Origin of the sequence: Pelagerythrobacter rhizovicinus (assembly GCF_004135625.1) — a bacterium.
In the GTDB taxonomy this organism is placed as follows: Bacteria; Pseudomonadota; Alphaproteobacteria; order Sphingomonadales; family Sphingomonadaceae; genus Pelagerythrobacter; species Pelagerythrobacter rhizovicinus.
Genome location: NZ_SDPV01000001.1, coordinates 1,357,446 through 1,370,020 on the forward strand (window position 1 = coordinate 1,357,446; position 12,575 = coordinate 1,370,020).

14 protein-coding genes are annotated in these 12,575 nt (G+C 61.5%); 6 read left to right on the top strand and 8 right to left on the bottom strand.

The genetic code is table 11. The annotated features are described in order from the left end of the window. Nucleotides 1-50: 50 nt before the first annotated feature. On the bottom strand, nucleotides 51-254 hold the full coding sequence (locus tag ETX26_RS06535; protein WP_129523820.1) for a hypothetical protein: 204 nt from the start codon (nucleotides 252-254) through the stop codon (nucleotides 51-53). A gap of 323 nt (nucleotides 255-577) precedes the next feature. Between ETX26_RS06535 and ETX26_RS06540 the strand changes: the two genes are divergently transcribed. From ETX26_RS06540 to nhaA, 3 genes are all read left to right on the top strand, one after another. Continuing rightward, a complete protein-coding gene (locus ETX26_RS06540) occupies nucleotides 578-1,003 on the top strand; it encodes a hypothetical protein (RefSeq protein ID WP_129523821.1) in 426 nt (141 codons plus the stop codon). A gap of 43 nt (nucleotides 1,004-1,046) precedes the next feature. Beyond that, complete coding sequence (locus tag ETX26_RS06545; protein ID WP_129523822.1) at nucleotides 1,047-1,949, top strand: transglutaminase family protein; 903 nt, start codon at nucleotides 1,047-1,049, stop codon at nucleotides 1,947-1,949. A 271-nt stretch (nucleotides 1,950-2,220) separates the two neighbouring features. Continuing rightward, a complete protein-coding gene (gene nhaA / locus ETX26_RS06550) occupies nucleotides 2,221-3,546 on the top strand; it encodes a Na+/H+ antiporter NhaA (RefSeq protein WP_129523823.1) in 1,326 nt (441 codons plus the stop codon). A 154-nt stretch (nucleotides 3,547-3,700) separates the two neighbouring features. Here the strand turns inward: nhaA and ETX26_RS06555 are convergent, their stop codons facing one another. From ETX26_RS06555 to ETX26_RS06570, 4 genes are all read right to left on the bottom strand, one after another. Next, nucleotides 3,701-4,333 carry a tyrosine-type recombinase/integrase gene (locus ETX26_RS06555; RefSeq protein WP_129523824.1) on the bottom strand — a complete coding sequence of 211 codons (633 nt, stop codon included), beginning with the start codon at nucleotides 4,331-4,333 and terminating at the stop codon, nucleotides 3,701-3,703. Between the two features lie 877 nt (nucleotides 4,334-5,210). Next, nucleotides 5,211-7,034, bottom strand: a complete 1,824-nt coding sequence (glmS, locus tag ETX26_RS06560; protein WP_129523825.1) for a glutamine--fructose-6-phosphate transaminase (isomerizing) — start codon at nucleotides 7,032-7,034, stop codon at nucleotides 5,211-5,213. Between the two features lie 14 nt (nucleotides 7,035-7,048). Then, nucleotides 7,049-7,429 carry a type II toxin-antitoxin system VapC family toxin gene (locus ETX26_RS06565; protein ID WP_129523826.1) on the bottom strand — a complete coding sequence of 127 codons (381 nt, stop codon included), beginning with the start codon at nucleotides 7,427-7,429 and terminating at the stop codon, nucleotides 7,049-7,051. Continuing rightward, on the bottom strand, nucleotides 7,426-7,797 hold the full coding sequence (locus ETX26_RS06570; RefSeq protein WP_129523827.1) for a ribbon-helix-helix protein, CopG family: 372 nt from the start codon (nucleotides 7,795-7,797) through the stop codon (nucleotides 7,426-7,428). Before ETX26_RS06570 ends, ETX26_RS06565 begins: the two co-directional genes overlap by 4 nt. Nucleotides 7,798-8,003: 206 nt before the next feature. Here ETX26_RS06570 and ETX26_RS06575 point away from each other — a divergent pair, with 206 nt between their 5' ends. Further along, nucleotides 8,004-9,365 (top strand): O-antigen ligase family protein, encoded by a 1,362-nt coding sequence (locus tag ETX26_RS06575; protein ID WP_129523828.1) that lies wholly within the window; start codon nucleotides 8,004-8,006, stop codon nucleotides 9,363-9,365. An 85-nt stretch (nucleotides 9,366-9,450) separates the two neighbouring features. Continuing rightward, nucleotides 9,451-10,965: a CpaF family protein gene (locus ETX26_RS06580; RefSeq protein WP_191984688.1), complete on the top strand. Its 1,515-nt coding sequence runs from the start codon at nucleotides 9,451-9,453 to the stop codon at nucleotides 10,963-10,965. Nucleotides 10,966-10,969: 4 nt separating this feature from the next. On the opposite strand, the gene ETX26_RS06585 is transcribed toward ETX26_RS06580, so the two are convergent. Continuing rightward, nucleotides 10,970-11,203 (bottom strand): hypothetical protein, encoded by a 234-nt coding sequence (locus ETX26_RS06585; protein ID WP_129523830.1) that lies wholly within the window; start codon nucleotides 11,201-11,203, stop codon nucleotides 10,970-10,972. Between the two features lie 118 nt (nucleotides 11,204-11,321). On the opposite strand from ETX26_RS06585, the gene ETX26_RS06590 reads away from it, so the two are divergent. Further along, nucleotides 11,322-11,450, top strand: coding sequence for an entericidin A/B family lipoprotein (locus ETX26_RS06590; protein WP_129524184.1), 129 nt, complete (start codon nucleotides 11,322-11,324; stop codon nucleotides 11,448-11,450). Nucleotides 11,451-11,517: 67 nt separating this feature from the next. Here the strand turns inward: ETX26_RS06590 and ETX26_RS06595 are convergent, their stop codons facing one another. Together ETX26_RS06595 and ETX26_RS06600 are read right to left on the bottom strand one after the other, a co-directional pair. Then, a complete protein-coding gene (locus ETX26_RS06595) occupies nucleotides 11,518-12,111 on the bottom strand; it encodes a DUF938 domain-containing protein (RefSeq protein ID WP_129524185.1) in 594 nt (197 codons plus the stop codon). Further along, the gene (locus ETX26_RS06600; protein ID WP_129523831.1) at nucleotides 12,108-12,569 is read right to left on the bottom strand and encodes an ABA4-like family protein; all 462 of its coding nucleotides are present in this window, start codon (nucleotides 12,567-12,569) and stop codon (nucleotides 12,108-12,110) included. The genes ETX26_RS06595 and ETX26_RS06600 overlap by 4 nt, the downstream gene beginning before the upstream one ends. Nucleotides 12,570-12,575 lie beyond the last annotated feature (6 nt).

Genomic DNA, 12,575 nt, shown 5'->3' on the forward strand with positions numbered 1-12,575 from the left:
AAGGGGCATCAACACCCCAAAGTACGCGGGCTGCTGCGTGTCACGGACGCTCACAGACCTGCGTCCTGCTTTTGCATCCGGCGCCCCTGAGCAATGGCATCCCGCGGATTCGCATAAGAGTATCCGCCGACAACTAACGTTTCGCTCAGGAAACGAGTTACACCGAGGACTTCGGCCTCGGTCTGCGGACGAAGGCTGCCGCCCTCGCTCTCCCAGTTTTCGGTCGTAGGCTTGGAAACTGGCTGATTAAGCATGGCTAAACTCCCTTTTACAAGCGGGAGCGCGAGGTCTCTCAGCCAAGGGCGCTTATATGCGTTTGCCCGTGATAACCTCTAAGTGGGAAAGAACGCAGCAGAAACAAGGAAAAAAGATCAAGTGAGAAGTCCTTGACTTATGTTGTTATAATACTGAAGAAACTTGAAATATTGTCTTGATTGGTGGCACGAAGAACGGTCAGGACAGTGAGGCGACGACTTGTATCGCGCGCAATGGTCCCTAAATTGGAGCCATCGCACTCCCCATTTTGAGCAGGGTGCGACTGAGAGTTTGGCAGCTCCCGCTCCTGCGGAGATACGCCGTGACCAGCCAGTCCCCCCCAAACCCCGCCAACTTCAGCGCCTTTTCCTCGGCTGCGACTGAAGCGAGGCGAGCCGACCAGAACGATGCCCGCAGAGCCAGAACCTCCGAAGAGCGGAAGGTTCTTGCTCTGGAGATGATTGCCGATCAACTTGCCCTGATCCACGCCGACCTCTGCTCAATCGACGATTTCGCACGCGCCGGTACCGCCAGCAGCGGACCCGCTCCCGGCGGCGGGGAGGTCGATGAGCAGGATCGCTGGGACAACGAGGGTGGCGGCTTCACGGAAGAAACGCTTATGGACCCCGACGTCACCCGCTCCGCGGAGCAGCAGTACGCGGTCGGCGAGTATCGCTACACCAACCTGCAGCATGCGATAGCGGAAGCCAAGCGAGCAAGACAGGCCGCGGAGGCAGCAGGCGAATAGGTTCGCCGGAACAAGTGGCCTTGCTGCTGCTTGAAGCTCTGATATGCTGCTCTGCGTCAAGCACACGACGATCTATCGGTATAACAAGCCTGTCGCTCTGCTGCCGCATCGCCTGATGCTGACCCCCCGAAGCAGTCACCACCTCAATCTGCGGAGGACGCGGGTCAGCACATCGCCGCCGGCAGACATCGAGTGGTCGCAAGACGTCTTCGGAAACTTGATTGCGACGGCCGTTTTCTCTGAGGCTTCGGACCAACTGACCGTCTCCGGAGATATGGTTGTAGACCAGGGAGCGCCCGCATGGCCGATTTTCAAAGTGGCCCCGCATGCACACAGCTATCCATTCGGATATTCCGAGGCCGATCGATCCTCCTTGGGTGAGCTTCTGGTCCCGGAGTACGAGGACCTGGCCGGGCAGATCGAGAGTTGGGCCAGAAGCATCGTGGCAAGCGCGCAAACCGACACACTCTCCCTATTGCAGGACCTCAACAGCGCGGTCCGCACCTCGGCCATATACATGCAACGAGACGATGAAGGCACGCAGGCGCCATCGGAGACACTCAACACCGCCAGCGGTTCTTGCCGAGACTTGGCAACGCTGTTCATCGAGGCAGCCCGCCACCTCGGCTTCGGTGCTCGTGCCGTGTCAGGTTACCTGTACGATCAGGTCCCAGCAGACACCGCCGACAGCCGGCAACATGGTTCGACGCACGCGTGGGCAGAAGTCTATTTACCCTGCGCTGGATGGATCGCTTTCGATCCGACGAATGGTCGGATGGGGGAAGCACACCTCGTGCCGGTGGCAACCGCCCGTAGCATAGTTCAGATCAAGCCAGTGGAAGGGAGCTTCATTGGCGCACTCGAAGACTTCCTCGGCCTGGAAGTCGATGTCATCGTCTCTCAAGGCGCTGCCGATGACGGCTTAAGTGACAAGTTGAAGGTCTAACCTCGCGATGTTGCGCCACACGCATGTGAATTGCCGCCGCTTTCGCAAGCGCCTTTGGCCGATCACAATAGGTCAGGACATTCGGCTTGAGCTCGTCTGCTCCAACGGTCAGACGAGAGGCACGGCGCACGTGGGTCTCACGCTGCGGTTTGGGGAAGTGGTCATCCACTCAGTTCCATCACGGCTGGGGCTCGAGCGAACTAAGTGGCACTGCAGCGCCGACCGTGCTCCCGTTCGCTGCCGCTCCTCGGAACATAGAAGTGGGTAACGCATGACCGATCAGGACCAGGCGGCCTTCCCCATCGAGACTGCCGATCGGATTTCCGGCACCCTGGCACGGTTTCTCAAGATCGAGGCTGCGGCCGGTGGTCTGCTGCTTCTTTCCACGATCCTTGCGCTGATCCTGGCAAACACCGCCTTCTCCACACCTTTCCTGGCGTTCTGGCAGATGCCGATAGGCCTGAAATTCGGCCCCCTCGATTTTACTCGTTCTATCCAGCACTGGATCAACGACGGGTTGATGACCCTCTTCTTCTTCGTGGTTTCTCTCGAATTGAAGCGGGAGTTCGTGCTGGGGGAGTTGAAAGACTTGCGAACGGCGGCGCTTCCGTTGGCCGCGGCTTTGGGCGGCATGATAGTGCCCGCATCCTTCTATCTTGGCGCGATGGCGGGCCAGCCTGGAATGCACGGGTGGGGAACGGTGATGGCCACCGATACTGCATTCGTCATCGGAGCACTCGCACTCTTCGGTCGCCGCATCCCGCAAAGCCTGCGCGTTTTCCTGATATCGCTGGCGATCTTCGACGATGTCGGCGCCATCCTGGTCGTCGCGATTGGCTATGGAGATTCGCTGAACTTGGGCGCCCTCGCCCTTGCAGTGCTGGCGCTCTGCACAGTTGCGGTTTCGGCGCGGATCGGGATCAGAAGCATTCCGATCTATGTCCTCTTCGGTGTCCTGGTCTGGCTGAGCTTTGATGCCTCAGGCCTTCACGCTACGATCGCGGGGGTCATCCTGGGGTTGATGACCCCGACGCGCGTGTGGGTGGTCGACGAGCGGATGCGTGCTTTTCTCGGACGCGTCCTCGCCCGACCGCTCGGTGAGCATTGGAGTGGGAACACGTCCGAGCGCCACGATCTCAGGGATGCAGGCAGGGCGATCAAGGAGTCCCTGTCACCCTTGGAGCGGCTGGAAATCATGCTACATCCGTGGGTGGGATTTCTGGTCATCCCCCTGTTTGCCCTGGCCAACGCGGGCGTTGCGATGACAGCGGGGGATTTCGGCCAGCGACTGTCCTTCGCGATCTTTGCCGGACTGGTATTCGGAAAGCCGATAGGGGTGCTGGTGTTCAGTTGGGTTGCCAGCCGCCTTGGACTGGCCAGGCTGGGAGACGAACTGAGCTGGCCCCTGCTCACGGCCGGCGCCTTCTTGACCGGGATCGGTTTCACGATGTCCTTGTTCATCGCCAACCTGGCATACGATCCGGCCCTCCTCGCTGAAGCCAAGCTGGGGATCCTAGTCGCTTCGGCGACATCTGCTGTCATCGGCATTCTGCTCTTGGCTTGGCTGAGCTTGCGGAAGCACGCGGCTCAGCCGTAACCTTCCGGGCGTCCGCCAGGCTTCCAATGGCTCCGGCAGGGCCGGATGTTGTAGCTGGGGACGCGTTTAGGCCCAAGCTCCCGCCATGACCGCGTTATCGGTTCAGGGCGGAAGTGAGAGCAGTCCTTCAGCTGTACCGAAGGACCGCCCATTCTCAAATCTCGGTGCGTTCGGAGAGCAGCAGCGCGTCTTCGATATCCACGCCCAGATATCTCACCGTGTTCTCGATCTTGGTATGACCGAGCAGGATCTGAACGGCTCGAAGATTACCAGTCGCCTTATAGATCATCGAGGCCTTCGTGCGTCGCAGTGAATGCGTCCCGTATTCTTCGCGCCGTAGCCCCACGGCTGTGACCCACTCATCGACGAGGCGGGCATATTGCCTCGTGCTCATGTGGTGGGTGTGATCGACGCGGCTTGGGAAGGCATGATCGTCGAGCGTTCCACCGCGGCGTTCCAGCCAAGCCAGCAGACTGGCTCGCACATCGCCTGTCAACTCGAACTGAACGGGTCGGCCCGTCTTCTGTTGTGTGACGATGGCGCGGGTTCGGATGTCCGGCCCGGCAACCAGGTCGCCGATCTTGATCTTCACCAAGTCGCATCCTCGCAGCTTGCTGTCGATTGCCAGATCGAAGAGTGCTCGGTCTCGCATGCGTTGCTCACGGTCGAGAAAGAAGCGGATTGCCCATATCTGTTTCTGCGTGAGCGGCCGCTTGGTGCCTACCGTCTTCCCGGCGTTCCACGCTGCTCGACCTTGCATGGCAGGGTCATATTGAGAGTAAGTCATAGCATTTCTCCTCGGCCTCGCTGGCCTATCGAGAAACGATTGAGTTCGGATGCTGTTGATTGGGCGGGGTTGGCGGACATCGCGACAGTGCCGCGAGCTAAGGAAGCTCGCGAGCGCGGGGTCCTCCGCTCGATCGCCATTCGTCCGCATGAGGAAGGATGGGGTCGTGTAGAAGGACGGCCGCGAGACCAGAAGTCGGCGCGATAATCTGGTGCACTGGCTTCCGCCCTGCATGGACCATCTCCGGCCGCTTAATGTGGTCGGAGATGGCGATCGTGTTGAAGTAAGTGAGCAGCCGCCGCGCAGAGGGCCATGCCTCTGGCTCGCTCGCTATGGCGACTGGTGTGGACCCGGCTCCTCGACGATCATGGGAGCGGCCGAACGCACGAGGCCTGGCAGGGGAACTCATTTCAGCGCTCTGGCGGCGAGAATGTGGAACGTCCGCTGTGCAGAGCGCGGAGAATACTCCCAAACGACCGGAATTGGGGCGCAAAGCTGCCGTGCGACGGCTCGGCCGAATGTCCGCAATTAGGCCGGTTTCGGAATGACCCGCTTTCGTCAGAGCACCTGGGCATTAGCTGACATTCGCTACACCCTCGGGTGGTCCACGGAGCACCTTAGCGCCCCGAGGCAAAACCGCTGGTGCGGTAGCCAGTGTCGTCCGGGTACACCCGCAAATACCACCAATTTACGTTCCGCTAACCACGCTTCGCCAGCCGCATTTCCGCAAGTCGAGGATTTATCTTGCTGATTCCACATGAAATTATCGAATTTCAAACGGAAGAACTTTTTTGTCTCAAACCCCAAAAATGGAAAAACTTTATTGGAAACGGAAAGACTTTTTTGTCTTCCTACAACGCTTATGCCTACCCTTTCGTCATTCGACCGTGACGGACTTGGCGAGGTTGCGCGGCTGATCCACGTCCGTGCCTTTCACACAGGCGGTGTGATAGGCGAGCAGTTGCACCGGCACCGCGTAGACCAGCGGCGCAATCAGCGGATGGACCTTGGGCATCTGGATCGTGGCCATGCATCCCTCGCCGGCTTCCAGCAGTCCCTCGGCGTCGGAGATCAGCACGATCTTGCCGCCCCGGGCACGCACTTCCTGCATGTTCGAGACCGTTTTCTCGAACAGTGGCCCTGACGGTGCAAGCACGATCACCGGTACGGCCTCGTCGATCAGCGCGATCGGTCCATGCTTCATCTCGCCCGAAGCGTAACCTTCGGCGTGGATATAGCTGACTTCCTTTAGCTTCAGCGCTCCCTCCAGCGCGAGCGGATAGTCAGGTCCACGCCCGAGGTAGAGCACGTCGCGCGCTGGGGCAATCAAGTGCGCCATGCCGGCAATGTCCTCGTCATGATCGAGAGCGGCGTTGAGCGCTGCGGGTGCTTCCAGCAAGTGCTTTACAACCTCCTGTTCCTCAGTTCGCTTCATGCGCCCTTTCTTTACCGCGAGGTGCGCGGCGAGCGCGGCGAGAACCGCGAGTTGGCAAGTGAAGGCCTTGGTGCTCGCAACGCCGATCTCAGGTCCAGCGTGGGTCGGAAGCAGCAGGTCCGCTTCACGCGCCATCGAACTGGTCGGCACGTTGACGACGACTCCGATTGTCTGACCAGCGGCCTTGCAGTGGCGCAGAGCCGCAAGCGTGTCCGCCGTCTCGCCGCTCTGTGAGATGAACAACGCGAGGCCGCCCTCCTCCAGTACCGGATCGCGATAGCGAAACTCGCTCGCGACATCGATGTCGACCGGGACGCGCGCAAAATGCTCAAACCAGTATTTGGCAACCATGCCCGCGTAGTACGAGGTACCGCAGGCCACAATCGTCACGCGCTTGATGGCCGAAAGATCGAAATCGATCTGCGGCAGGGCGACTGTGTTGTTCGCCTGGTGCACATAGCTGCGAAGCGTCTGCGCGACCACGGTAGGCTGCTCGAAAATCTCCTTCTGCATGAAATGGCGATAATTGCCTTTCTCCACCGCTGCGGCGGAGGCACCTGAGGTTGTGATCTCGCGCTCGGCCGGATTGTCGTCCGAATCGAAGACTTGAGCGCCATCTCGCCGCACGACGACCCAGTCACCCTCATCAAGGTAGGCGATATTCTGCGTCAGCGGGGCGAGCGCCAGAGCGTCGGATCCCAGATAGGTTTCTCCCTCACCGTAGCCGACGACCAGCGGCGAGCCGAGGCGGGCGCCAATCAGCATGTCCGGATGATCGCGGAAGGCGATGGCGAGCGCGAAGGCACCACGAAGCCGGGGCAGCACGGCCTTGACCGCCTCTTCGGGCGAGGCGCCGTTCTCAATCTCCTCGGAGATGAGGTGCGCGACGACCTCGCTGTCGGTCTCGCTTTCGAGCAGACGCCCCCTTGTAACAAGCTCGTCGCGCAGTGATTTGAAGTTCTCGATGATGCCGTTGTGGACCAGCGCGACATGCTCGGTCGCATGCGGATGCGCGTTGTTGGCGGTCGGTGCGCCATGCGTCGCCCAGCGAGTGTGCGCTATGCCGATCGTCCCACGAGCGGGAACCCGCTCAAGCTCCTTCACGAGGTTCGCAAGCTTACCCTCCGCGCGACGGCGGACAAGGCGACCGTCTGCGACGGTGCAGACGCCGGCGCTGTCGTAGCCGCGGTATTCCATCCGCCTCAAGCCCTCGACCAGCCGGTCCGCCACCTCATCCTTGCCGACGATGCCGATGATTCCGCACATAGCGCTTTTGTCCTTCAGAGTGTGTAAGGTATGCGGATGCCCGGCATCTCGGCCGGGAAATCCCTGACGTTTCGGGTGACGAGGACGCGGCCGCGAATGAGCGCGGTCGCGAGAACGATCGCATCGGGAGCCTTGAGCCCAGGTCGTTCGCGACGCAGCGAGGCGGCACGTTCGCCGATCTCCTCGTCGATCTCGTCAATGGCGAAGCCGCTCAAGAAATCACTGGTGCGCCGCAGTGTCTCGCCTGCGCCCTTCGACATGACTTCCATCCACACGACCCTGCTGATCCAGATGCGCCCTCCGCGCGCCAGCGCCCGCTCGAACTCGCCACGCGCAGGTGCTACGCCGCAAAGCGCATCGATCACAATGTTGCTGTCGAAGGTAAAGCCGCTCACTTCTTGCGTCGCCCGATCGTAGTCGTTTGATCGCGCTGGCTGGCAAGTCCAGCCCTGTGCCGCTGATTCTCACGGTCGTCCTCCCTGTCGAACAGGTCGGAGAATTCGGCGCGAACGTTCTCGTAGTCCGGGTCCCAAGCCCGTGTCCACGAGGCGCGCTCCTCACGCTGGCATTCCACCGCGTCGCCGATATCCCTGCGATTCTTCCAGGCACCGAAACCACGCTCTAGCCAGTGAGCGGAGTTTTCCCCGCGATAGGCGCTGACGGCTTCACGCAGCACGGCAGCACGCGACTTGCCCTGCTCTTCAGCAAGACGGTCGAGCCATCGGATATCGTCTTCGGGAAGATCGGCAAGGATACGCGGCATGATGATATCTCGATATCATATCATGATATCGTGTCAATCCGCCTTGGGGGTTCCAACAGCCGCGAGGAGTCGAAGGCCCGCTCCGGAGTGTCGCGGTTAGAACGCAGGAGTGTGAGCCGCAAGCGCAAGTCAGTAGTGATGGTTTACTGCAAGTTAAGCGTTGCACTCTAGCTGCAAGCCAACCGCGAAGGTGCCGGAGAGATCGGATGAGTTTCACTCGGGAAGCGAATGGCATTGCATTGGCCACTCGCCTCTTCGGCGGCCCCAATTCCGATTGGAGGGGCACCGCGCACTGGCATGTCTTCACGGCAATGAGCGCGCTTTTGCTTGCCGCTCCGGCATTTGCCGTGGCGGGTTGGGTGTTCACACCGACAAGCCCCGCCGTCCTCTTCTATGCTCTCCCGATAGTAGTGGCCGAGTTGTTGGTGATCACACTTGCCATTATCGCAGGGTTCGACTTGCGCGCGACGATCTTGCGGCTCCATCCGATTACGCGCGTGGGCGCAGGCGTCTGGCTGGCGGTCGTCCTGTTTGCCAATCTGGTGGCGGCGCCAGTGCCGGCAGCCGCCCTGCCACTGCTTTTCACCACGCTCGTCCATGCGACCTTCGCCATCGCGCTGTGGAGCCTCGTCACGACCAGATGGGCTCCGCGCCAGAAGGATTTCCTGTGCTGCGCCGCAGCCGGCGCTGGCCTGTTCGGCGTGGTGTTCACAGCGATCGTTCTGGCCGAGCTCGACAACCCCGCGTTCGACTGGGTGGGCGTGGGCATCGGGATCACCAACATCAGGCAACTGGGCTTTTACGGAGTTACGCTGTCCGGCATTGCGCTCGGCTTCGGCGGTTCGGCGCGCGGATGGCACCGGGTGCTGGCCGCCATCGGCGCGACGCTAGGCTTCTGGCTGACCATCCTGAGCGGCAGCAGAATCGCCCTCGCGGCGGCGATTCTGGCCGCGATCATCATTGGGGTCTTGAGCAAGAGCGAGTGGCGCAGATCTCTGGCTGCGCAGGTTACACTCGCCCTCGCCGTGGCCATTCCGGCGTCCTACCTGCTGGTTCCCCATGAAGCTTGGGGCTTCGACCGGATCATCGACCGAAGCTTCGCAAGCGACGACCCTGACGAATACACATCGGGCCGCCTGACGATATGGATGGAGACATCCTCGGCGATCCTACAGAATCCGTTGCTAGGTCACGGCGAAGGCCAGTTCCGCTCGCAGATTGAAGCGGCGGGCAACGGCCTGAACCACCCCCACAACGCACTTCTCCAGTTTCTCTACCAATGGGGCTTGGCCGGCACGCTCGCCCTTGCGGCCATGTTGAGTGCGACAGCGCGACGGCTGCGGAGTGCTCTCACCGAAAGCCGCAGCGATACCGAACTGGCTGCTGTTGGAGCGTTGGTTGGACTGTTGTCAACGGCGATGCTCGAAGGTGCACTTTATCATGTTTATCCCGTGATGATCGTCTTGCTGTGCATGGCAATACTGAATGCAGCCGTAAGCACGAAGCCCTCTGCACCAGCTCCGGCCAGGATGGCTACGCAGAGCGCTCGCGTAGCCTTAGGAAAATAATAAACTTTCCGAATTATTCACCAAGTTCCGGCAGGCCTTCCGCCAAGCAGCATCACGGCCGATCGGTGAATCAAGGGGTCTTGGAATGACGGCTTTCGGCAGGAAGAACGGACCGGGTGGCATGCCTGGTGCACGTCCCTCCTTCGGTGTGGCGCGGCCCATGAAGGGCGGCGAAGCACACCGCGCACCGGAGCCGGGCGGTGGTGAGCAGTTTCCGCCCTTGCCCGGCGAGAGCGACGCCTCTCCGTCCGAGGCCGCAACCCCGAATAAGGACGATGCACTGACTCGCCTCGCAGATCGGGCGAACGCGGTTCACCAAAACGTTGAGATCGGCGGCTTCGAAGCGAGCATTCACAAGATCAAGGAGCAAGTGCTCCCGCGCCTTCTCGAGCGCGTCGATCCGGAGGCGGCGGCAACGCTGACCAAGGACGAGCTCAGCGAAGAGTTCCGCCCGATCATCATGGAAGTGCTGGCGGAGCTCAAGGTCACGCTCAACCGGCGCGAGCAGTTCGCGCTGGAGAAGGTACTGATCGATGAGCTGCTCGGCTTCGGACCGCTGGAAGAGCTGCTCAACGACCCCGACGTGTCCGACATCATGGTCAATGGTCCGGAGCAGACCTATGTCGAGCGCAAGGGCAAGCTGCAGGTTGCGCCGATCAAGTTTCGCGACGAGCAGCACCTGTTCCAGATTGCCCAGCGAATTGTGAACCAGGTCGGCCGCCGCGTCGATCAGACGACGCCGCTCGCCGATGCTCGTCTGAAAGACGGCAGCCGCGTCAACGTGATCGTGCCGCCCCTTTCGCTGCGCGGCACTGCGATCTCGATCCGCAAGTTCTCCGAAAAGCCGATCACCATCGACATGCTGCGCGACTTCGGATCGATGAGCGACAAGATGGCGACTGCGCTGAAGATAGCGGGCGCGTGCCGGATGAACATCGTCATCTCCGGCGGCACCGGCTCCGGCAAGACAACGATGCTCAACGCCCTCTCCAAGATGATCGACCCGGGCGAGCGCGTGCTGACGATCGAGGACGCGGCCGAACTTCGCCTGCAGCAACCGCACTGGCTTCCGCTCGAAACAAGGCCGCCGAACCTGGAGGGCCAAGGTGCCATCACCATCGGCGACCTGGTGAAGAACGCCCTGCGTATGCGCCCGGACAGGATCATCCTGGGCGAAATTCGCGGCGCCGAGTGCTTCGATCTACTCGCGGCGATGAACACCGGTCACGATGGATCGATGTGTACGCTGCACGCCAACAGCCCGCGCGAATGCCTGGGCCGTATGGAAAACATGATTCTGATGGGCGATATCAAGATTCCGAAGGAAGCGATCAGCCGCCAGATCGCGGAATCGGTCGATCTCATCGTTCAGGTCAAGCGCCTGCGCGACGGCTCTCGCCGCACGACCAATGTCACCGAGGTGATCGGAATGGAAGGCGACGTGATCGTAACCCAGGAGCTGTTCAAGTTCGAATATCTCGACGAGAGCGAAGACGGCAAAATCCTCGGCGAGTTCCGCAGTTCGGGTCTGCGCCCCTATACGCTGGAAAAGGCGCGCCAGTTCGGGTTTGATCAAGCCTACCTGGAAGCTTGCCTCTAAGATCCTAGGCGGCGAGCAACCCCTTCACCGCGAGCAGGATCAATCCGCCCCCGGCGATCGCAGCGAGCAGGAATATCGCCCGCCAGGGCATCCAACCAACAATGCCGTCGATTCGCGCACGCCGGTTGCGGCGGACTTCCGCCAGTGTGGCGAGAAGCGCAACAATGATGCAGCCCAGCCCCCAAAGGCCGGCGATCTCCGCGTCGCTGGCGAACGTCAGAAAGTGCCCCATGTCCATCGCGGCGCGATATGGGCGCGGCGTCGAAGCGCGGCAAGCGCTCCTCGGCCGGAACTCCTGCAAAGACATGGCGTTTCCCACCCATCTGCTCGCAGTGAGCACTGAAGGAGGTGCCAACATGGTCCGTAAGATCTTTCTTGCAGCGGGGATCGCCGCATTTTCGCTCACCGCCGCGGCATGCAACACCGTGAAGGGCGTAGGCCAAGACATCGAATCGGTCGGCGAAGCAGGCGACGAAGCGATCTGACACTACGAACGAAGCCGATCCCGGTCGCATGCGCCCGTCGGAGCGATCCGGCGGGCGCATTTGCATGTCAGCTGCGCCGGTAAACGAGCGTGACGTTGTTGGCTGGCATGGGGTACCGCGCCGATCGAACAAAGCCAGTGCTGTACGCGAGCGCGTCGAGCTCTGTGCGGTTGCGCAGACCCCAAGCGGGATCGCGGGCACGCAAGCTAGCGCCGAATGCCAGATTCGATTCCGCTGTTTCAACCTCGGGCTCGATGAACGGGCCATAAGCGATTAGCGGCGCACCTTTGGGCAGGATCACAGCGGCGCCCGCGAACAGCCCCTCCGTCGCTGCCCAGGGGCTGATATGGACCATATTGATGCACACGAGCGCGTCGGCGTGCTCGATCGGCCATGCCGCCGCGGACGCATCGAGCGGAATGGGCGCCAGCAGGTTCTCGACATTCTCCTCCGCTCGCCAGGCGGCGATCGAGGCAAGCGCATCGGATTGCAGATCGCTCGGCTGCCAGGAGAGGTTCGGAAATCGGCGGGCGAAGAACACCGCATGCTCACCGGAGCCGCTGGCGATCTCGAGCACGGTTCCGCACGCCGGCAGTTCCGCTTCGAACACGGCCGCGATCGGGCCGCTATTGCGTGTGGTCGCGGGCGCGTGACGCTTCATCGCCACCGCCCCGAAACGCGGGCGCGGCGCTCTCGAACCGCGAGCCAGACCAGAAGACCGAACGGCCCGGCAAGGAAAGTCGCGATGAGCACCGGCGCCTGGGCCAGACGGGGGAAACCTTTCGCGTCCGCATCCCGCGCGATCCACAAGCCGACGAACAGGTCAAACGCCAGATAGTGCGTCCAACCGAGCACCACGACGCCATCGGAATGGAACGACGACCTGATCGCGGAAAGCGAGAAGTTGGCAAGGTCAAAGGGCGCCGCGCCGGCATCGTGCAAACCATCGACCGAACCCGTGGCCAGCAGCACAAGCAGAACGGCGTAGATCAGGCTCAGCAAGCCGATTCCGAGGTAGAGCACGCCGGCCAGCGCGAAGGGACGGCGCGGCAGAGCCAACAGGATGATCCACCCGGCAAGCGCCACAACGTTGGTCGCGCCAAAGATCGCCGGCCACATCGTCCG

Excerpts from the sequence above, each read along its gene's own strand:
- ETX26_RS06535 (WP_129523820.1), bottom strand. The coding sequence starts at position 254 with ATGCTTAATCAGCCAGTTTCCAAGCCTACGACCGAAAACTGGGAGAGC.
- ETX26_RS06545 (WP_129523822.1), top strand. The coding sequence starts at position 1,047 with ATGCTGCTCTGCGTCAAGCACACGACGATCTATCGGTATAACAAGCCT.
- nhaA (WP_129523823.1), top strand. The coding sequence starts at position 2,221 with ATGACCGATCAGGACCAGGCGGCCTTCCCCATCGAGACTGCCGATCGG.
- ETX26_RS06555 (WP_129523824.1), bottom strand. The coding sequence starts at position 4,333 with ATGACTTACTCTCAATATGACCCTGCCATGCAAGGTCGAGCAGCGTGG.
- glmS (WP_129523825.1), bottom strand. The coding sequence starts at position 7,034 with ATGTGCGGAATCATCGGCATCGTCGGCAAGGATGAGGTGGCGGACCGG.
- ETX26_RS06570 (WP_129523827.1), bottom strand. The coding sequence starts at position 7,797 with ATGCCGCGTATCCTTGCCGATCTTCCCGAAGACGATATCCGATGGCTC.
- ETX26_RS06575 (WP_129523828.1), top strand. The coding sequence starts at position 8,004 with ATGAGTTTCACTCGGGAAGCGAATGGCATTGCATTGGCCACTCGCCTC.
- ETX26_RS06580 (WP_191984688.1), top strand. The coding sequence starts at position 9,451 with ATGACGGCTTTCGGCAGGAAGAACGGACCGGGTGGCATGCCTGGTGCA.
- ETX26_RS06585 (WP_129523830.1), bottom strand. The coding sequence starts at position 11,203 with ATGGACATGGGGCACTTTCTGACGTTCGCCAGCGACGCGGAGATCGCC.
- ETX26_RS06590 (WP_129524184.1), top strand. The coding sequence starts at position 11,322 with ATGGTCCGTAAGATCTTTCTTGCAGCGGGGATCGCCGCATTTTCGCTC.
- ETX26_RS06595 (WP_129524185.1), bottom strand. The coding sequence starts at position 12,111 with ATGAAGCGTCACGCGCCCGCGACCACACGCAATAGCGGCCCGATCGCG.
- ETX26_RS06600 (WP_129523831.1), bottom strand. The coding sequence starts at position 12,569 with ATGTGGCCGGCGATCTTTGGCGCGACCAACGTTGTGGCGCTTGCCGGG.